The 18,778-nt window shown below is 73.3% G+C and carries 19 protein-coding genes; 12 read left to right on the plus strand and 7 right to left on the minus strand.

Features of this window, described 5'->3' with window-relative positions:
• The first annotated feature begins 1 nt into the window (after position 1).
• The 5 genes from QWM81_RS12385 (at position 2) to QWM81_RS12405 (ending at position 4,742) form a co-directional block, all read left to right on the plus strand.
• The gene (locus QWM81_RS12385; protein WP_290111876.1) at positions 2 to 1,423 is read left to right on the plus strand and encodes an NAD(P)H-hydrate dehydratase; all 1,422 of its coding nucleotides are present in this window, start codon (positions 2 to 4) and stop codon (positions 1,421 to 1,423) included.
• Positions 1,424 to 1,564: 141 nt separating this feature from the next.
• Positions 1,565 to 2,710, plus strand: coding sequence for an alanine racemase (alr, locus tag QWM81_RS12390; RefSeq protein ID WP_290111877.1), 1,146 nt, complete (start codon positions 1,565 to 1,567; stop codon positions 2,708 to 2,710).
• Positions 2,711 to 2,729: 19 nt separating this feature from the next.
• Positions 2,730 to 3,947, plus strand: a complete 1,218-nt coding sequence (locus QWM81_RS12395) for an alpha/beta fold hydrolase (protein ID WP_290111878.1) — start codon at positions 2,730 to 2,732, stop codon at positions 3,945 to 3,947.
• Positions 3,919 to 4,440, plus strand: a complete 522-nt coding sequence (gene tsaE, locus QWM81_RS12400) for a tRNA (adenosine(37)-N6)-threonylcarbamoyltransferase complex ATPase subunit type 1 TsaE (protein WP_290111879.1) — start codon at positions 3,919 to 3,921, stop codon at positions 4,438 to 4,440. Before QWM81_RS12395 ends, tsaE begins: the two co-directional genes overlap by 29 nt.
• A gap of 128 nt (positions 4,441 to 4,568) precedes the next feature.
• Complete coding sequence (locus QWM81_RS12405; protein ID WP_290111880.1) at positions 4,569 to 4,742, plus strand: hypothetical protein; 174 nt, start codon at positions 4,569 to 4,571, stop codon at positions 4,740 to 4,742.
• 384 nt (positions 4,743 to 5,126) lie between these two features.
• Here QWM81_RS12405 and QWM81_RS12410 read toward each other — a convergent pair whose 3' ends face one another.
• Positions 5,127 to 5,669: a hypothetical protein gene (locus tag QWM81_RS12410; protein WP_290111907.1), complete on the minus strand. Its 543-nt coding sequence runs from the start codon at positions 5,667 to 5,669 to the stop codon at positions 5,127 to 5,129.
• 150 nt (positions 5,670 to 5,819) lie between these two features.
• On the opposite strand from QWM81_RS12410, the gene tsaB reads away from it, so the two are divergent.
• The 4 genes from tsaB to QWM81_RS12430 are packed head-to-tail and all read left to right on the plus strand — an operon-like array spanning position 5,820 to position 8,302.
• Complete coding sequence (gene tsaB / locus QWM81_RS12415) at positions 5,820 to 6,476, plus strand: tRNA (adenosine(37)-N6)-threonylcarbamoyltransferase complex dimerization subunit type 1 TsaB (protein ID WP_290111881.1); 657 nt, start codon at positions 5,820 to 5,822, stop codon at positions 6,474 to 6,476.
• Positions 6,477 to 6,493: 17 nt separating this feature from the next.
• The gene (gene rimI / locus QWM81_RS12420) at positions 6,494 to 6,964 is read left to right on the plus strand and encodes a ribosomal protein S18-alanine N-acetyltransferase (protein ID WP_290111908.1); all 471 of its coding nucleotides are present in this window, start codon (positions 6,494 to 6,496) and stop codon (positions 6,962 to 6,964) included.
• On the plus strand, positions 6,957 to 8,042 hold the full coding sequence (tsaD, locus tag QWM81_RS12425; protein ID WP_290111882.1) for a tRNA (adenosine(37)-N6)-threonylcarbamoyltransferase complex transferase subunit TsaD: 1,086 nt from the start codon (positions 6,957 to 6,959) through the stop codon (positions 8,040 to 8,042). The genes rimI and tsaD overlap by 8 nt, the downstream gene beginning before the upstream one ends.
• Positions 8,039 to 8,302, plus strand: coding sequence for a hypothetical protein (locus QWM81_RS12430; protein WP_290111883.1), 264 nt, complete (start codon positions 8,039 to 8,041; stop codon positions 8,300 to 8,302). Before tsaD ends, QWM81_RS12430 begins: the two co-directional genes overlap by 4 nt.
• A gap of 111 nt (positions 8,303 to 8,413) precedes the next feature.
• On the opposite strand, the gene QWM81_RS12435 is transcribed toward QWM81_RS12430, so the two are convergent.
• Positions 8,414 to 9,592, minus strand: coding sequence for a THUMP-like domain-containing protein (locus QWM81_RS12435; protein ID WP_290111884.1), 1,179 nt, complete (start codon positions 9,590 to 9,592; stop codon positions 8,414 to 8,416).
• 82 nt (positions 9,593 to 9,674) lie between these two features.
• Between QWM81_RS12435 and QWM81_RS12440 the strand changes: the two genes are divergently transcribed.
• The 3 genes from QWM81_RS12440 (at position 9,675) to groL (ending at position 12,928) form a co-directional block, all read left to right on the plus strand.
• Positions 9,675 to 10,628, plus strand: coding sequence for a polysaccharide deacetylase family protein (locus QWM81_RS12440; RefSeq protein WP_290111885.1), 954 nt, complete (start codon positions 9,675 to 9,677; stop codon positions 10,626 to 10,628).
• Between the two features lie 212 nt (positions 10,629 to 10,840).
• A complete protein-coding gene (groES, locus tag QWM81_RS12445) occupies positions 10,841 to 11,149 on the plus strand; it encodes a co-chaperone GroES (protein WP_010471835.1) in 309 nt (102 codons plus the stop codon).
• Positions 11,150 to 11,299: 150 nt separating this feature from the next.
• Complete coding sequence (gene groL / locus QWM81_RS12450) at positions 11,300 to 12,928, plus strand: chaperonin GroEL (RefSeq protein ID WP_290111886.1); 1,629 nt, start codon at positions 11,300 to 11,302, stop codon at positions 12,926 to 12,928.
• A gap of 166 nt (positions 12,929 to 13,094) precedes the next feature.
• Here groL and QWM81_RS12455 read toward each other — a convergent pair whose 3' ends face one another.
• From QWM81_RS12455 to QWM81_RS12475, 5 genes are all read right to left on the minus strand, one after another.
• Positions 13,095 to 14,123: a hydroxyacid dehydrogenase gene (locus QWM81_RS12455; RefSeq protein WP_290111887.1), complete on the minus strand. Its 1,029-nt coding sequence runs from the start codon at positions 14,121 to 14,123 to the stop codon at positions 13,095 to 13,097.
• 17 nt (positions 14,124 to 14,140) lie between these two features.
• Positions 14,141 to 15,058, minus strand: coding sequence for a carbohydrate ABC transporter permease (locus QWM81_RS12460; RefSeq protein ID WP_290111888.1), 918 nt, complete (start codon positions 15,056 to 15,058; stop codon positions 14,141 to 14,143).
• Positions 15,055 to 16,071, minus strand: coding sequence for a carbohydrate ABC transporter permease (locus QWM81_RS12465; RefSeq protein ID WP_290111889.1), 1,017 nt, complete (start codon positions 16,069 to 16,071; stop codon positions 15,055 to 15,057). The genes QWM81_RS12460 and QWM81_RS12465 overlap by 4 nt, the downstream gene beginning before the upstream one ends.
• Before the next feature lie 6 nt (positions 16,072 to 16,077).
• Positions 16,078 to 17,400, minus strand: coding sequence for an ABC transporter substrate-binding protein (locus QWM81_RS12470; RefSeq protein ID WP_290111890.1), 1,323 nt, complete (start codon positions 17,398 to 17,400; stop codon positions 16,078 to 16,080).
• 102 nt (positions 17,401 to 17,502) lie between these two features.
• The gene (locus QWM81_RS12475) at positions 17,503 to 18,648 is read right to left on the minus strand and encodes a substrate-binding domain-containing protein (RefSeq protein ID WP_290111891.1); all 1,146 of its coding nucleotides are present in this window, start codon (positions 18,646 to 18,648) and stop codon (positions 17,503 to 17,505) included.
• Positions 18,649 to 18,778 lie beyond the last annotated feature (130 nt).

The following is an 18,778-nucleotide window of genomic DNA, read 5'->3' on the forward strand; positions in this document are numbered from 1 at the left end:
TATGCGTAGCGCTTACCGGGTGGAGACCGTACGGGCCGCCGAGGCCGAGCTGATGGCGAGACTGCCCGGGGGCGCGCTGATGCAGCGGGCCGCCGCGGGGCTGGCGGCGGCCTGCGCCGGGCTGCTGGGCCGGGTCTCCGGGGCGCGGGTGGTGCTGCTGGTCGGCAGCGGCGACAACGGGGGCGACGCGCTGTACGCGGGCGCCCGGCTGGCGCGGCGGGGCGCTGGCGTGTCGGCCGTGCTGCTCGGCTCCCGCGCGCACCAGGGCGGTCTGGCGGCGCTGACCACGGCCGGCGGGCGGGTGGCCGACGACCCGTTCGCCGTGGTCCCCCGCGCCGATCTCGTCCTGGACGGCATCACCGGCATCGGCGGGCGCGGCGGGCTGCGGCCCGAGGCGGCGGCGGTGGCGCGGGCGGCCCGCTCGTCGCAGGCCGTGGTGGTCGCCGTCGATCTGCCGAGCGGGGTGGACGCGGACACGGGGCGGGTGGCGGGCGAGGCGGTCCGGGCGGACGCGACGGTGACGTTCGGGACGTACAAGCCGGGGCTGCTGATCGACCCGGCACGGGAGTACGCGGGGGCGCTGCGGCTGGTCGACATCGGGCTCGCCCTTCCTCCGGTGCCCGACGTCGAGGCCCTCCAGCACGCGGACGTGGCGCGGCTGCTGCCCGTGCCGGCCGCCGAGAGCGACAAGTACCGGCGGGGCGTGGTGGGCGTGGTCGCCGGGTCGGCGCGCTACCCGGGCGCGGCGGTGCTCGCGGTGGCGGGCGCGCTGCGGGGCGGGGCCGGGGCCGTGCGGTACGTGGGCCCGGCGGGCGAGGCCGTGCTCGCGCACTACCCGGAGACGCTGGTGCACGGCGGGCCGCCGGGGAAGGCGGGGCGCGTACAGGCGTGGGTGATCGGCCCGGGCCTGGGTGACACGCCGGGCGTGGAGGAGGTTTTGGACTCGGACGTTCCGGTTCTGGTCGACGCGGACGGGCTGCGGCCGCTGGACCCGGCCGCCGTGCGGGCCCGGTCCGCCCCGACGGTCCTCACCCCGCACGCCGGGGAGGCCGCGGCGCTCCTGGGCGTCGCGCGGGAGGAGGTGGAAGCGGCGCGGCTGGACGCGGTGCGGGAACTGGCGGGGCGCTACGGGGCGACCGTGCTGCTGAAGGGCTCCACCACACTGGTCGCGGCACCGGACGCGGACGTGCCGGTCCGGGCCAACCCCACGGGCACGCCGTGGCTGGCCACCGCCGGGAGCGGTGACGTCCTGTCGGGCCTGGCCGGCTCCCTCCTCGCGGCGGGCCTGCGCCCCCGCGACGCCGCCTCGGTCGCCGCCTACCTCCACGGCCTCGCCGCCCGCCGCGCCTCCCGCTCCGCCCCGATCGCCGCCCACGACGTGGCGTCCGCCCTGCCGGGCGCCTGGCGGGACGTGACGGGCTGACGGGCGCGCCGCCCCCCAGGTCGCCCCCCACAACACGGGCGGGCGGTCGTGCCGTACGGCGGTGCGTCCGGAGCGTGGACGTGATCCGGGTGACAGCCCGGTTCGGCCGGGCGGCGGGCCGTACCTGAGACACTGGGCGCGATGAGTGAGACACCGCAGACCCTTCGCGCCCGCGCCGAGATCGACCTCGGCGCGCTGCGCGCCAATGTGCGTGCCCTGCGCGGGCGCGTGGGGCCGGACGTCCAGGTCATGGGCGTCGTCAAGGCCGACGCGTACGGCCATGGGGCCGTGCCCTGTGCGCGGGCCGCGCTGGAGGCCGGGGCCACCTGGCTCGGCACCGCCACGCCGCACGAGGCGCTCGCCCTGCGCGCGGCCGGGATCGACGCGCCCATCCTGTGCTGGCTGTGGACCCCCGGCGATCCGTGGCGGGCCGGCATCGAGGCCGGGCTCGACATGACGGTGAGCGGGCTGTGGGCCCTGCGCGAGGTCACCGAGGCGGCCCGCCTGGCCGGACGGGCGGCCCGCGTGCAGCTCAAGGCCGACACCGGGCTCGGGCGCAACGGCTGCCAGCCCGCCGACTGGCCCGCGCTCGTCGGCGAGGCGCTGAAGGCCCAGGCCGAAGGCCTCCTTCGGGTCACCGGCGTGTGGTCGCACTTCGCGTGCGCCGACGAGCCGGGGCACCCCTCCATCGCCGCCCAGCTCGAGGCGTTCCACGAGATGCTGACGTACGCCGAGAAGGCGGGCGCCGAGCCCGAGGTGCGGCACATGGCCAACTCCCCGGCCACGCTCACGCTCCCGGCCACGCACTTCGACCTCGTACGTCCTGGTATCGCCATGTACGGCGTCTCGCCGAGCCCGGAGCTCGGCACCCCGGCCGACTTCGGGCTGCGCCCGGTCATGCGGCTGTGCGGCAGCGTCGCGCTCGTGAAGCGCGCTCCGGCCGGACACGGCGTCAGTTACGGGCACCACTACGTCACCGAGCGCGAGACCACCCTCGGCCTCGTCCCCCTCGGATACGCCGACGGCATCCCGCGCCACGCCTCCGGCCGGGGCCCGGTCCTGGTCGGCGGCAAGGTGCGCACGGTGGCCGGACGGGTCGCGATGGACCAGTTCGTCGTCGACCTCCAGGGGGACGACGTCGAGCCGGGTGCGCAGGCCGTGCTGTTCGGGGCAGGCGATGAGGGTGAGCCGACCGCCGAGGACTGGGCGCGGGCCGCGGACACGATCGGGTACGAGATCGTGACCCGGATCGGTTCGCGAGTACCACGCGTCTACCTGAACGAGTAGCCACCTAGGAGCAGCCGTAGTGAGTGAGACCAGTTCGGTGGAGACCGCGGCGGCGGCTGCCGCCGCCGGCAATTGGCGCCGCGCCGGTTTCGCCAGTGCCGCGGTGGGGGTGATCGCGGCCGGCGCGGCGGCCGGTGTCGCCCTCGAACGGCTCACCGTCGGGCGCGGCATGCGCCGCAAGGCGCGCCTCGCGCTGGACGCGGCCGGGCCGTACGGCGCCCTGCGCGGCACGCCGGGCCGCACCGAGGCCGACGACGGCACCGAGCTGTACTACGAGGTGGACGAGGTCGAGGCCGACAGCAGCCCGCCGCGCCGCCGCCGGCTCTTCGGGCGCAAGACCCCCGCCCCCGTCACGGTCGTCTTCAGCCACGGCTACTGCCTCAACCAGGACTCCTGGCACTTCCAGCGCGCCGCCCTGCGCGGCCTGGTCCGTACCGTGCACTGGGACCAGCGCAGCCACGGCCGCTCCGGGCGCGGTGTCTCCCAGCGGGCACCCGAACGCGTACCGGTCTCCATCGACCAGCTCGGCCGCGACCTGAAGGCGGTCATCGACGCGGCCGCCCCCGAAGGCCCGCTGGTGCTGGTCGGGCACTCGATGGGCGGCATGACGATGATGGCGCTGGCCGACCAGTACCCGGAGCTGATCCGTGAACGGGTCGTCGGGGCCGCCTTCGTCGGCACCTCGTGCGGCAACCTCGGCGAGGTCAACTACGGCCTGCCGGTGGCGGGAGTCAACGCGGTACGGCGCGTCCTGCCCGGCGTCCTGCGGGCGCTCGGCTCGCAGGCGGAGCTGGTGGAGCGGGGGCGGCGGGCCACCGCGGACCTCTTCGCGGGGCTCATCAAGCGGTACTCGTTCTCGTCGCGGGAGGTGGACCCGGCGGTCGCCCGGTTCGCGGAGCGGATGATCGAGGGCACGCCCATCGACGTGGTGGCCGAGTTCTACCCGGCGTTCAACGAGCACGACAAGGCGGAGGCGCTCAGCATCTTCGCCGAGGTGCCGGCGCTCGCCCTGGCCGGCGACCAGGACCTGGTCACGCCCAGCTCCCACACCGAGGCCATCGCCGACCTGCTGCCGGACGCCGAACTCGTGATCGTCCCCGACTCCGGGCACCTGGTGATGCTGGAGCACCCCGAGGCGGTCACCGACCGGCTCGCGGACCTGCTGGTACGGGTCGGTGCCGTGCCCGCAGCGGCTAACGTTGGCACGTATGGAGACACCGCACAGCCCGGCGGCTGAGACCGCCACCAGTACCGTCACCGCCCGTCTCACCCTCCACTCGCCGGAGGAGACCCAGGAGCTGGGCCGCACGCTCGCCAAGCTGCTGCGCCCCGGTGACCTCGTGATGCTCACCGGCGAGCTCGGCGCCGGCAAGACGACGCTGACGCGCGGGCTCGGCGAGGGGCTCGGAGTACGGGGCGCGGTGACGTCCCCGACGTTCGTCATCGCGCGCGTCCACCCCTCGCTGGTGGGCGGCCCCGCCCTCGTACACGTCGACGCCTACCGCCTGGGCGGGGGCCTCGACGAGATGGAGGACCTGGACCTGGATGTGTCGCTGCCGGAGTCGGTGGTGGTCGTGGAGTGGGGCGAGGGCAAGGTCGAGGACCTGTCGGAGGACCGGCTGCACGTGGTGATCCACCGGGTGGTCGGCTCGACGGACGACGAGCGGCGCACGGTGACCCTGACCGGGTACGGGGCGCGCTGGGCGGGCGTGGACCTCGGGCTGGGGTAGCTCGCGCCGTACTTTCCGACAAGACGTCGGCACAATGTTGCGCCGTACCTCCGAGGCGTGGTCACATGGATACCAGGACCTGGTTAGGTCTACCTAACTATGCCTGCCCCGGAGCCCAGGAGGCGACCATGCCGACGTCGAAGCAGGATGTGTCGATGCGCGATCTGCTGGCGTCGTGCGCGGCGGCCAACGCGGTGTCCACACCGCCACGGGACGCCTCTGACGAGGCGGACGAGCCCGACGCCACCCAGAGCGCCCCGGACGCGCACGCAGACCGCGAAGCCCGCCCGGAAGCCGCGTAGCCGGTACGCCGCGGCCAGCGGCGCCGGGCCGCGTCGGCGGTAGGCCGGTCAGCCGTGCCCGGTCGCGTCGGCGGTAGGCCGGTCAGCCGTGCCCGGTCGCGTCGGCGGTAGGCCGGTCAGCCGTGCCCGGTCGCGTCGGCGGTAGGCCGGTCAGCCGTGCCCGGTCGCGTCAGCGGTACGCCGGTCAGCGTGCCCCCGTCGCCCAGGGCCGGTCGGCCGGAAGCCGCGTCGGCGGTAGGCCGGTCAGTCGGGCCCGCGTCGCGCCCGTCGCCCGGGCCGGTCGGTCGCGTCCGGGTCGGGCAGGCCCGGTAGCCGCGCCCGGGCCGCGTCAGCGGTATGCCGGTCAGTCGTGCCCCGGTCGGGGGGGCTTTCGGGGGTCGTCCGTTACGGGACGACGACGACCTTCGAGTTGACGGTCGCGAACGTCCACATCGCGTTGCCGTCCGCCCGCTTCATGCGGATGCCGCCGGTCCTGCGGTCCGGGTCGGGGCTGGCCATCGAGCCGTCCACCGCCGCGCTGAAGCCGATCGTCACCCCGTCGACGTTCGCGAACCGCACCACGTGCTCGATCCGCACGCCGTCCGAGCCGGGCACGCTGCCCGAGCGGGACGTCACCGTGTACGTGCCCGGGGCCGGGTGGACCGTGCTCGGCATCACCGGGAACGTCCGCGTCACCTTGCCGTTCGGGCCCACCAGCCACACCCGCCGGTCGCCCAGCGCGTACACGACCCGCACGCCGGTCCCCGACCGCTCCGGCAGCGCGAGCGGGTCGGCGGCCGGTTGCTTGGGGGCGCCGCCCGGTACGGGGGCCGACGCCGAGGCGCTCGGCGCGGACGGCTTGCCCGAGAGGCCGGCGGGGGCGCCGGCCGACGCCTGGTAGGCGAGGAAGCCGATCGCGGTGAGTGCCGCCGCGGTGAGCCCGGCCACGAATCCCGAGCTGCTCCTTGCCACGCTGCTGCCCACCTCTCCCATATACGTCCCGCATACGTCCATGTACGTATGCGGGGTGACGCTAGCAGGATCGCGCACACCGACCGGGGCGCCGTGCCTGCCGCCGCGGAGCCGTACGCTGTTTGCGTGCTCTTGCTCGCCATGGATACCGCCACACCCGCCGTCACCGCCGCCCTGCACGACGGGGACTCCGTCGTCGCCGAGTCGAGTCAGGTCGACGCGCGCCGCCACGGGGAGCTGCTGCTGCCCGCCGTCCGCCGTGTGCTCCAGGAGGCCGGGCTCACGCTCGACGCCGTGACCGGCATCGTCGTGGGCGTCGGCCCCGGCCCGTACACCGGACTGCGGGTCGGCCTGGTGACCGCGGCCACCTTCGCGTCGGCCCTCGGGGGTGTGCCCGTGCACGGACTGTGCACGCTGGACGGCCTCGCGTACGCCTCCGGGATCGAGGAGCCGTTCGTCGTGGCGACGGACGCGCGCCGCAAGGAGGTCTACTGGGCGCGGTACGACGACTGCCGTACGCGGGTGACCGGCCCCGCCGTCGACCGGCCCGCCGACATCGCCGAGCGGGTCGCCGGGTTCCCGGCGGTCGGCGCCGGGGCGCGGCTGTACCCCGAGGTGTTCCCGGACGCCCGCGACCCCGAGCACCAGTCGGCGGCCGCCCTCGCCGCGCTCGCCGCCGAACGGCTGAAGGCGGGCGGGGCGTTCGAGGACCCGCGGCCGCTGTACCTGCGGCGCCCCGACGCCCAGGTTCCGAAGAACTACAAGGTGGTCACGCCCAAGTGACGGCGGTCCTGCGCGAGATGCGCTGGTGGGACATCGCGCCGGTGCTCGATCTGGAGCGGGAGCTGTTCCCCGACGACGCCTGGTCGGAGGGCATGTTCTGGTCCGAGCTCGCCCACGCGCGCGGACCTCGCGCGAGCCGCCGCTATGTGGTGGCGGAGGCCGGTGACGGCCGGCTCGTCGGGTACGCGGGGCTCGCGTCGGCCGGCGGACTCGGCGACGTACAGACCATCGCCGTCGCCCGTGACCAGTGGGGGACCGGGCTCGGCGCCCGGCTCCTGACCGATCTCCTCCAGCACGCCACCGCCTTCGAGTGCGACGAGGTCCTGCTCGAAGTGCGGGTGGACAACACCCGCGCCCAGAAGCTGTACGAGCGCTTCGGCTTCGAACCGATCGGCTTCCGGCGCGGCTACTACCAGCCGGGCAACATCGACGCGCTCGTCATGCGCCTGAACGTACAAGACGTACAAGGAACTGAGAGTGATGGCTGACGAACCCCTCGTCCTCGGCATCGAGACCTCCTGCGACGAGACCGGCGTCGGCATCGTCCGGGGGACGACCCTGCTCGCGGACGCCGTCGCGTCAAGTGTCGACACGCACGCCCGGTACGGCGGCGTCGTGCCCGAGATCGCCTCCCGCGCGCACCTGGAGGCGATGGTCCCGACCATCGAACGCGCCCTGAAGGAGGCGGGCGTCAGCGCCCGCGACCTCGACGGCATCGCCGTCACCGCCGGCCCCGGCCTCGCCGGCGCGCTCCTGGTCGGCGTCTCGGCGGCGAAGGCGTACGCGTTCGCCCTCGGCAAGCCGCTGTACGGGGTGAACCACCTGGCCTCGCACATCTGCGTCGACCAGTTGGAGCACGGGCCGCTGCCCGAGCCGACGATGGCGCTGCTGGTCTCCGGCGGCCACTCGTCGCTGCTGCTCGCACCGGACATCACCGCCGACGTACGGCCGATGGGCGCGACGATCGACGACGCGGCGGGCGAGGCCTTCGACAAGATCGCGCGCGTGCTGGACCTGGGCTTCCCGGGCGGTCCGGTGATCGACCGGCTGGCCCGCGAGGGCGACCCGGCCGCCATCGCGTTCCCGCGCGGGCTGAGCGGGCCGCGCGACCCCGCGTACGACTTCTCCTTCTCGGGGCTCAAGACCTCCGTCGCCCGCTGGGTCGAGGCGAAGCGGGCCGCGGGCGAGGAGGTGCCGGTACGGGATGTGGCGGCGTCCTTCCAGGAGGCGGTCGTCGACGTCCTGACCCGCAAGGCCGTGCGGGCCTGCAAGGACGAGGGCGTCGACCACCTGATGATCGGCGGCGGTGTGGCCGCCAACTCGCGGCTGCGGGCGATGGCCGAGGAGCGGTGCGAGCGTGCCGGTATCCGGCTGCGCGTGCCCCGGCCGAAGCTGTGCACCGACAACGGCGCGATGGTCGCGGCGCTGGGCGCCGAGATGGTGGCCCGTAACCGCCCCGCCTCCGACCTGGAGCTGTCGGCGGACTCGTCCCTGCCGGTGACCGACCCGCACGTGCCCTCGCACGAGCATGTGCACGAGGTCAGCAAGGAGAACCTCTACTCGTGACCGTCACCCTGATGTGGGAGGCCCGCGCCACCCCCGGCAGGGGCGCCGAACTGCTGGCGTGGGCGCGGGCCCAGACGCTCGACGGGGTGCCGCTGCGCCGCGAGACCTTCGCGGCGCCCGGCGACCGGGTCCTGGTACTGACCTGGTGGGACGCCCCGTACGACGCGGACCTGCCCGAACTGCCCGAGCCCGGCAGCGACCTGGTCACCCGCCAGGTGCACCGCTGGCGCTTCGCGTCCCACGGCACGCAGGACCGGTGACCTGGTTACCGGTGACCTGGTTACCGGTGACCTGGTTACCGGCGACCCGGTTCCGGTCATCCCGTCCGGCCGGCCGCTACCGCCCGGCGCCGCAACTGCCCTGACGGACCGTCAGACGGGGTGCCCGATCAGCATGGCCGGGGCGCCCGCCACCCGGGTCAGGAAGACCGTCGCGGAGTTCGGGCCCTTCGGCTTGAGTTTGCGGCGCAGTTCCTCGGGTTCGACCGCCGAGCCGCGCTTCTTGACCGTCAGGGTGCCGACGTCGCGTTCGCGCAGCAGGGCCTTCAGCTTCTTGAGGTTGAAGGGCAGTTCGTCGGTGATCTCGTACGCGGTGGCGTAGGGCGTCGGGCGCGCTTCATCGGCGGTGATGTACGCGATGGTCTCGTCGATCAGGCCGCCGCCGAGCTCGTCGGCGACCTCCGCGACCAGATGCGCGCGGATGACGGCGCCGTCGGGCTCGTACAGGAAGCGGCCCACCGGGCGGACGGCGGGGTCGGGGAGGTTGCGGCCGGTCAGGGTGTGCGGGCCGGGCAGGAGCGTGGCGGTGACCGTGCCGGGGCGGGTGCCGAACCAGAGCACCGCCTCCTTCACGTCGCCGTGGTCGGAGACCCACTCGGCCTCGGCGGCGTCGGGGATCACCTCGTGCGGGATGCCCGGGGCGATCTTCAGCGCCGCGTGCGGGGCCTTGCGCGCGGCCTCGATGGCCCACGACAGGGGCGGCGAGTACGCCTCCGGGTCGAAGATCCGGCCACGGCCGCCGCGCCGCGCCGGGTCGACGAAGACCGCGTCGTACGGCGAGGTGTCGACCTCCGTGACGTCCGCGCAGCGCACCTCGATCAGCCCGGCGAGCCCCAGGGCCTCGGCGTTCGCGCGGGCGGCCTCGGCGGCGAGCGGGTCGCGGTCGACCGCCAGGACCCGGATCCCGGCGCGGGCGAGCGCGATGGCGTCGCCGCCGACGCCGCTGCACAGGTCGGCGACGCCGCGTACGCCGAGGCGGGCGAAGCGGGCGGCGCGGTGCTCGGCGACCGTCCGGCGGGTGGACTGCTCGACGCCGCCGGGCGTGAAGTACATGCGGTGGGCGTCCTGCTCGCCGAACTTCGCCACCGCGCGCTGCCGCAGCCGCGCCTGCCCGATCGCCGCCGTGACCAGCTCGGCCGGGTGGTCGCGGCGCAGCCGGGAGGCGACCGCCAGCTCCTGGGCGGGGGTGTGGTCGCGCAGGGCGGCCAGCAGGGCCTGGCCCTCGTCGGTGAGGAGCGCGGAGAAGGCGGCGAGATCGGTCACCCGGCCCATTGTGGGCCAGGCGGGGGATGGTGTGCGCCGGGTGGCGCTGCCGGCAGGCGGCCGGCGCGGGGCGCTGACAGGATGCGGCGCCATGCAACTAGTACGACAAAACGACAAAAAGGCGGGCGTACGGGTCCGTGTGGCGACGCTGGCCGTGCTGCTCGCCGCGGCGGTCGCTTCCGGCTGCGCGGCGGAGGGCGGCGGCGCGGCGAGCGGCGGGCCCGGTGGTCCGGCGAGCGGTGAGGCGAGCGGTCAGGCCGGTCCCGCGCAGCCGCCCGACGCCGCCGCCGCCCGCGCCGCGTACGCCAAGAAGGTCAAGCGCGTGCAGGCGGCCCGCGCCGTCGCCGCCAGGAAGTGGGGCCTGGCGCGAACCCCGCTCCCCGCGCCGCCGCCCCCGTCGGCCGCCGACAAACCGGAGATCGCCTTCCGCAAGGGGTTCGAGGTCGGCGACCCCACCCTGCCGCCCGTCTTCACCACCGTGCCGACCAGCCAGAAGGTCGTGTTCCTGACGATCGACGACGGCGCCGAGAAGGACCCGGAACTGCTGCGGATGATGTCCGACCTGCACATCCCGTACAGCGCCTTCCTCAGCGACTACCTGGTCAAGGAGGACTACGGCTACTTCGGGCGCATGCAGGCGCGCGGCGTCACCCTGCACAACCACACGCTCAACCACCGCTACATGCCCGCCCTGTCGTACCAGGAGCAGGAGCGCGAGATCTGCGGCATGCAAGACGTGATCCAGAAGCGGTACGGCAAGCGCCCCTCGCTCTTCCGCCCGCCCTACGGCAACTACAACGCCGACACGCTGCGGGCCGCCCAGGCGTGCGGCGTCAGGGCGGTGCCCCTGTGGGCGGCCGAGGCGTACCCGGACCACATGGAGTGGCGGGAATGGGACCGGGACCTGCACCCCGGCGACATCATCCTCACGCACTTCCGCGGCCCCGAGGACTGGAACGGCACCATGCCGGACATGGTCCGCCAGGTGATGGACGTCGTCACGGCGAAGGGGTACGCCGTGGCCAGGCTGGAGGACTACGTGTGACGGATCGCGCCCGAGGGATCGCGCCACGGGGTCGGTGAATTGGCACTCCGCTTGACCGAGTGCTAACCGCGGTCATAGTCTCAGCTCTGGCACTCCCCACTGGAGAGTGCCAACACAGCGACGGGCAGGTCCGGCACCCGCGACGACGGATCCACCTGGTCGCCACCTCAGACAGTTAACCCCGTGAGATCTCCGAAGGGGGAGGTCGGATCGTGACGACCACCAGCTCCAAGGTTGCCATCAAGCCGCTCGAGGACCGCATCGTGGTCCAGCCGCTCGACGCCGAGCAGACCACCGCGTCTGGCCTGGTCATTCCGGACACCGCGAAGGAGAAGCCCCAGGAGGGCGTCGTCCTGGCCGTGGGCCCGGGCCGCTTCGAGAACGGCGAGCGCCTGCCGCTCGACGTCAAGACCGGTGACATCGTGCTGTACAGCAAGTACGGCGGCACCGAGGTCAAGTACAGCGGCGAGGAGTACCTCGTCCTCTCGGCCCGCGACGTGCTCGCGATCGTCGAGAAGTAGGTCGGAAATCCGGGGGGCTTCCCCGGAAGACTCCGTACCCGAGCAGATAGTGCTTTGAGCTGCGCCCCTGGCCCCCGCTGATGACTTTATTGCCGGGCGGCGAGGGGCGCGGTTCGTTAACCCGAGTTCCGAGAGGGCTGAATCGCTCCCATGGCGAAGATCCTGAAGTTCGACGAGGACGCCCGTCGCGCCCTTGAGCGCGGCGTCAACAAGCTTGCCGACACGGTCAAGGTGACGATCGGCCCCAAGGGCCGCAACGTCGTCATCGACAAGAAGTTCGGCGCGCCCACCATCACCAACGACGGCGTCACCATCGCCCGCGAGGTCGAGATCGAGGACCCGTACGAGAACCTCGGCGCCCAGCTGGTGAAGGAGGTGGCGACCAAGACCAACGACATCGCGGGTGACGGCACCACCACCGCCACGGTCCTGGCCCAGGCGCTGGTCCGCGAGGGTCTGCGCAACGTGGCCGCCGGCGCCTCCCCGGCCGCCCTGAAGAAGGGCATCGACGCCGCCGTCAAGGCCGTCTGCGACGACCTCCTCGCCTCGGCGCGCCCGATCGACGACAAGGCCGACATCGCCGCCGTGGCCGGGCTGTCCGCCCAGGACCAGCAGGTCGGAGAGCTCATCGCCGAGGCCATGGACAAGGTCGGCAAGGACGGTGTCATCACCGTCGAGGAGTCCAACACCTTCGGTCTGGAGCTGGACTTCACCGAGGGCATGGCCTTCGACAAGGGCTACCTGTCCCCGTACATGGTGACCGACCAGGAGCGTATGGAGGCCGTCCTCGACGACCCGTACATCCTGATCCACCAGGGCAAGATCTCCGCGATCACGGACCTGCTGCCGCTGCTGGAGAAGGTCATCCAGGCCGGCTCCTCCAAGCCGCTGCTGATCATCGCCGAGGACGTCGAGGGCGAGGCCCTGTCGACCCTGGTCGTCAACAAGATCCGCGGCACCTTCAACGCGGTCGCGGTCAAGGCCCCCGGCTTCGGTGACCGCCGCAAGGCGATGCTCGGCGACATGGCCGCCCTCACCGGCGCGACCGTCGTCGCCGAGGAGGTCGGCCTCAAGCTCGACCAGGTCGGCCTGGACGTGCTCGGCACCGCCCGCCGCGTGACCGTCACCAAGGACGAGACCACCATCGTCGACGGTGGCGGCAAGTCCGAGGACGTCACCGGCCGCGTGGCGCAGATCAAGGCCGAGATCGAGACCACGGACTCCGACTGGGACCGCGAGAAGCTCCAGGAGCGCCTCGCGAAGCTGGCCGGCGGCGTGTGCGTGATCAAGGTCGGCGCCGCCACCGAGGTGGAGCTGAAGGAGAAGAAGCACCGTCTGGAGGACGCCATCTCCGCGACCCGCGCCGCGGTCGAGGAGGGCATCGTCTCCGGTGGTGGCTCCGCGCTGGTCCACGCCGCCAAGGTCCTGGAGGGCAACCTCGACAAGACCGGCGACGAGGCCACCGGTGTCGCGGTCGTCCGCCGCGCCGTCGTGGAGCCGCTGCGCTGGATCGCCGAGAACGCGGGCCTGGAGGGCTACGTCATCACCGCGAAGGTGGCGGAGCTCGACAAGGGCCAGGGCTTCAACGCCGCGACCGGCGACTACGGCGACCTGATCAAGGCCGGCGTCATCGACCCGGTCAAGGTCACGCGCTCGGCCCTGGAGAACGCCGCGTCCATCGCCTCCCTGCTGCTGACGACCGAGACCCTGGTCGTCGAGAAGAAGGAAGAGGAGCCGGCGGACGCGGGCCACGGCCACGGTCACGGCCACTCCCACTGACGCCGCTTGAGCGTTACGAGGCCCGGTGCCCCCGTCGCGGGGGCACCGGGCCTCGCTCGTTTCCCCGGGGCTGCGCCGGGCGGCGGTCTCGTAGGTCTTGCCGGACGGCGGTCTCGTGGGCTGTGCCGGCGTCCTCGTGGGCCGCGTCGGGCGCGTTGTCGCGCGGCTAGGCCGAGCGGCTCAGCTCCGAGGGCCGGACCGCCTCCTCGAACGGCAGCCCCTTCACGTACCGCTCCAGCTCGTCCAGCGCCCGGTCCGCCATGCGGTGCAGCTCGTTGCCGAGCGAGCCCGCGATGTGCGGGGTCAGCAGGACGTTGGGGAGCGTGTAGAGCGGCGAGCCGGGCGGCGGGACCTCCGGGTCGGTGACATCGAGCACGGCGTTGAGGCGGCCCCTCGTCAGGTGGGGCAGGAGCGCCCGTTCGTCGATGAGGGAGCCGCGCGCGGTGTTGACGAGGGTCGCGCCGTCCGGCATGAGGGCCAGCTGCGCGGCGCCGATCATATGGTGCGTGGACGGCAGTTGCGGGGCGTGGACGGAGACGACGCCGGCGCGGGCGCACAGCTCGTCCAGGGCGACCGGCACGGCGCCGAGGGCCGTCGCCTCGGCGGGCGCGACGTACGGGTCGTACAGCAGCACCTGTACGTCGAAGGGGCGCAGCAGCTCGATCACGCGGCGGCCGATGCGGGACGCGCCCACGATGCCGACCGTGCGGCGGTAGTTGCCACTGTCGGCGAGCTCGCGCTGCCAGTCGTGGCCGTTGCGCAGCTCGGCGTACCGCTGTGCGGCGCGCAGGACGCGCTTGCCGGCCAGGAGGATCACGGCGAGCGTGTACTCGGCGACGGGCAGCGCGTTGGCCGCGGCCGCCGAGGTGACCGCGAGGCCGCGCTCCCAGCACGCGTCGGTGACATGGTGTTTGACCGATCCGGCGGCGTGGACGATCGCCCGCAGGCGCGGGGCCTTGCGCAGGACGCCGGCCGTGAGCGGGGTGGCGCCCCAGCAGGTGAACAGGACCTCGGCCTCGGCGAGCGCGGTGGCGACGCGGGGCGTGGGCGCGGCCAGGTCGTGGGCGACCAGGTGCGGATCGGCACGGGTCAGGGCGGCGAGCCGGGCGCGGTGGGCGTCGGTGAGCAGGCGGTCCGCGATGCCGGGGCCCATGGCCAGCAGGAGCGGGGGCCGATTGTCAGTGGCGTGGTGCATGGTGGGAACCGAGCTCCTCACTTGACGCTGCCGGCGGTCAGGCCGGCCTTCCAGTGGCGCTGGAGCGAGACGAAGGCGACGACCAGCGGGACGACGGCGAGCAGGGAGCCGGTGACGACGAGGGGGTAGAAGTCCGGTTCGGCGTGGGCGTTGCTGTTCCACGCGTACAGGCCGAGGCTCAGGGGGAAGAGCCGCTGGTCCGAGAGCATCACCAGGGGGAGGAAGAAGTTGTTCCAGATCGCGGTGAACTGGAAGAGGAAGACGGTCACGAAGCCCGGCATGACCATGCGCAGCCCGATGGACCAGAAGGCGCGCAGCTCGCCCGCCCCGTCGATACGGGCGGCCTCCAGGGCCTCGTCGGGGATGTAGCCGGCGCTGAAGACACGGGCGAGGTAGACGCCGAACGGGTTGACCAGGACGGGGATGAGCACGGCCCAGTAGGTGTTGACGATGCCGGTCCTGCTGGCGAGCAGGTACATGGGCAGGGCGAGCGCGGTGGTGGGGACCAGCACGCCCATCAGGACGGCGCCGAAGAGTTTCTCCTTGCCCCGGAAGTCGTACTTGTCGAAGGCGTAGCCCGCGGCGACGCAGATCAGCGAGCAGGCCAGCGCCCCACCGCCCGCGTACAGCAGGCTGTTGAGGTACCAGCGGAAGTAGACGCCGTCGCCGTACGCGGCGAGGCGGGTGAGGTTGCCGCCGAGGTCGAAGCCCTGGAAGGAGAAGGCGTTTCCGGCCAGCAGGCCGCCCGCGTCCTTGGTGGCGGCGGTGACCAGCCAGACGAGGGGGAAGAGCATGTAGGCGGCGGACAGCAGCAGGGCGCCGTTGACGGCGGTCCGGGACAGCCAGCGGCTCGGCGGCCTGCGGGTGCCCGCGCCGGCCGCGGCCGGGGGCGCGGTGACACGCGGGGGTGGCGGGGTGGTGACGGTCGCGCTCATGCGTGCTGCTCCTTCCGGTCGTGCGCGCGGCGGCCGGTGAGGCGGGTGACGGCGAAGGACAGCAGTGCGGCGGTGAGCGCGAGGAGTACGGAGGCGGCGGCCGCGAGTCCGTAGTCGTTGCGGTCGAAGGCGGCGGTGTACGCGTACATGTTGGGCGTCCAGGTGGAGGTGACGGCGGAGCCCGTGCCCTTGTCGAGGATCAGCGGCTCGGTGAACAGCTGGAGCGAGCCGATGACGGTGAACAGCGCCACCATGGCCAAGGAGGCGCGGATGAGGGGGAGTTTGATGCTGAAGGCGGTCCGCCAGGAGCCCGCGCCGTCGACGGTCGCCGCTTCGAGGACGGAGCGGTCGATGGCCTGGAGGGCGGCGTAGAAGATCACCATGTTGTAGCCGAGCCATTCCCACAGCGCGATGTTCACGACGGAGGGGAGGGCGCCTTCGGGCGAGAAGAAGTCGAAGCCGACGCCGCCGGACTCCATGGCCTCGACGACCGGGCTGAGCTGGGGCGTGTAGAGGTACACCCAGATCAGCGCGGCGATGATGCCGGGCACGGCGTGCGGCAGGAAAAGGGCCAGCTGGAAGAAGCGGCGGGCGCGGGCGAGCGCCGAGTCGAGCAGCAGGGCGAGGGTGAGGGCCCCGGCGAGCAGCAGCGGGATGTAGAGCAGGCAGTACCCGAGCAGTACGCCGAACCCTTCGCGGAAGGCCCGGTCGCCCAGCGCCGCCAGGTAGTTGTCGAGTCCGGTGAAGACGGTCTCGGTGCCGCCGAAGCCCAGCCCCGACTGCTTCTCGGTGAACAGGCTCAGCCAGACCGCGTAACCGATCGGCACCACCATCACCGCGGTGAACAGGACGAAGAAGGGGGCGAGCAGGACGGCGGCCGCGCCGGTACGGGCACGGGCGATGGTAGGGGCGACGGTAGGGGTGGCGGCAGGGGCTGGGGGTGCGGTCGGGCCTTTGGGGGCGAGGGCGGGGGCGGGGACGGGGGCGGGGGCGCGGGCGGCGCGGGCCTTCATCGGGGGTCAGCCCTCGACCTTCAGGCCGCGCTTCTTCATCTCCGCGACGGTCGCCTCGTGTCCGGCCCTGATGGCGTCGGCGAGGGTCGTGCCACCGTTCGCGATCTTGCCGAACCCGTCCTTGATGGCGAGGTTGGTGGTCCCGGTGGCCGGGCCCCACGCCCAGTTGGGGTTGATGGAGGCACCGGCCCGCTCGAAGAGCGCGTAGATGTCCTGGCCGCCGTAGAAGCCGGCGTCGAAGGCCTCCTTGGCGACCGGGCGGAGTCCGGCGGCGGCGGGGAAGGCGCTGGAGGTGCCGGAGGCGATCCGGGCCTTGACGCCCTCCTCGGTGGTGGCCATCCAGGTGGCGAACTCCACCGCGGGCCCGGCCTTCTCGCTGTCCTTGGTGACGGCGAAGGTGGAGCCGCCGAGCATGCCACTGGCGGGCTTGCCGTCCCAGGTGGGCATCGGGGCGACGGCCCACGCGCCGCTCTGCTCGGGCAGGGTGCCCTTGAGGACGCCCGCGCCCCAGGAGGCGCCGAGGTAGCCGATGGTGGAGCCGTTCTTCAGGGAACTGGTCCACTCGGGGGTGAAGGAGGCGTGGTTGTGGACCAGGCCGGCATCGAGCAGGCCCTGCCAGTAGGCGGTGACCTTGTGGGTGGCGGCGTCGGTGGTGTCGACCTTCCAGGTGTCGCCCTCGGCCTTGAACCACTGGGCACCGGCCTGCCAGGCCAGCGCCTGGAAGCTGGTCGGGTCGTCGGGGAAGAAGGTGGCGATCCGGGTCCTGGCGTCGGTCTTCTTCACCTTCTCGGCCGCGGCCCTGAACTCCGCCCACGTCGTGGGAACCTCGATCCCGTACTTCGCGAAGAGGTCCTTGCGGTAGTAGAAGGCCTGTGGCGCGGCGTCGAAGGGCACGGCCCAGTTCTTGCCGCCGAGCGTGGTGAGTTCCACGGCCTGCGGCAGCAGCTTGCCCTTGACGTCGTCCGACAGGTGGGCGCCGATGTCCTGGAGCGCTCCCTGGCTGACGAACTCGGGGAGCGAGGGGTATTCGATGGAGACCAGGTCGGGGGCATTGCCCGCCTTCACGGCGTTGGAGATCTTGGCGTAGCCGCCGGCGTTGCCGGAGGGGATCTCCTCGAACGTCACCTTGATGTTCCGGTGCGAGGCGTTGAAGGCGTCGACGACGTCCTTGGATCCCTTGGCCCAGCCCCAGAAGGTGATGGTCACGGGCTTGCCGTCGGCCGCGGGGGCCGACGCCCCGTCACCGCCGCCGCCACACCCCGTCAGTACGGCGAGGGCGGCGGCGGTGACGGCCACGACGGGGGACGTTCTGCTCCAACTGCGGCTCATGGCAGGGCTCCTGAACGGGCGGCGGCACGGATGGTGTGGCCGTGATGATTGAGCCAGTCGTGAGCGAAGTCAAGAGCGAAAGATTGATTGATCGAAAATAGATCAGGCAGGTTCGGGTGCGGCGGCTCCGCAGGACGCCCGGACGCGAAGGCGCGGCAGCAGCGCCAGATGCCGCCGGGGGTCCGCGTCGTCCTCGCCTTCCGCGCTCCCCTCGCGCGCCGCCCGGGCCAGCCGCTCGACCAGCAGCTCGGTCGCGAGCCGGCCCACCTGCCGCTTGGGCGGGGCGACCGCCGTCAGCGGGATGTCGGCGAGGGCGGCGACCTCGTCGTCGTACGCGATCAGCGCCAGGTCCTGCGGCACGCGCACGCCCAGCTCGGCGAGGCGCTGCACCATCTGGATCGCGTCCACGTCGTTGTGCACCAGGGCCGCGGACGCGCCGCCCGAGGCGACCGCCGAGCGCAGCGCCCGGACCGCCTCCTCGAACCCCGCCGCGTCCAGCTCCGCGGGCACCGACTCGATCACCGGGCCCGGCGCGCGCAGCCCGAGCGCGCCCAGTGCCTCGGCGTACCCGGCGCGCACCGCGAGCGCGGTCGGACTGTCCGCGCGGGCCACCAGCAGCGGCGCGCCGTGCCCGAGGCCCGCGAGGTGGCGCACGGCGAGCAGGACCCCGTGACCGTGGTCGGAGGACACCCGGTCCAGCCCGTCCAGCGCGGAGCCCGGCGCCGCGCGCCGCTCCAGCAGCACGGCCGGCACCGGCAGCCCGGCGATCCAGTCGCTGTGCTCCGCCTGGTCGCCGGGCGCCCGCCAGCCGGGCGCCACCAGCAGCCCTTCCGCGCCCGCTGCCAGCAGGCCGTCGGTGCGCGCCCGGTCGTCCTCGGGCCGGTAGTCGGAGATCCGCAGGATCAGCCGCGCCCCGGCCCGGGCCGCCGCCTCGCGCGCCCCGCGGATCACCTCGGCGAAGTAGTACGTCGCGGACGGCGCCAGCAGGCCGAGCACCGGCCCGCTGCCGGGCGCGGCGGCCGGCGGCTCGGCGCCCGGGCGGTACTCGGCCCCGCCCCGGCTCCCGGGCCACGAGACCTGGCCGTGCACGCGGTCCAGCAGTCCCCGGCCGGCCAGCGCCTCCACGTCCCGGCGCGCGGTGACCGGAGAGACGCCCAGCTGCGCGGCGAGGTCCGAGACGCGCGCCGTACCGCGCTCCCGCACCAGGGCGAGCAGACGGTCGTGACGTTCAACAGCACTCTCGCGCACGGCGGAAGTCTCCCTCGGGGTGTGGTGGCTCCATCGAGCGGCGCCCGGTCGTCGCCCGACCCTAGACCAGAATGATCGAACGGCGGAAGTTTCGATCATTCGTTCCGCGACTGTTGACGTTCGATCACTT

The sequence above is a fragment of the Streptomyces ficellus genome (genome assembly GCF_030406405.1).
Taxonomy (GTDB): domain Bacteria; phylum Actinomycetota; class Actinomycetes; order Streptomycetales; family Streptomycetaceae; genus Streptomyces; species Streptomyces ficellus_B.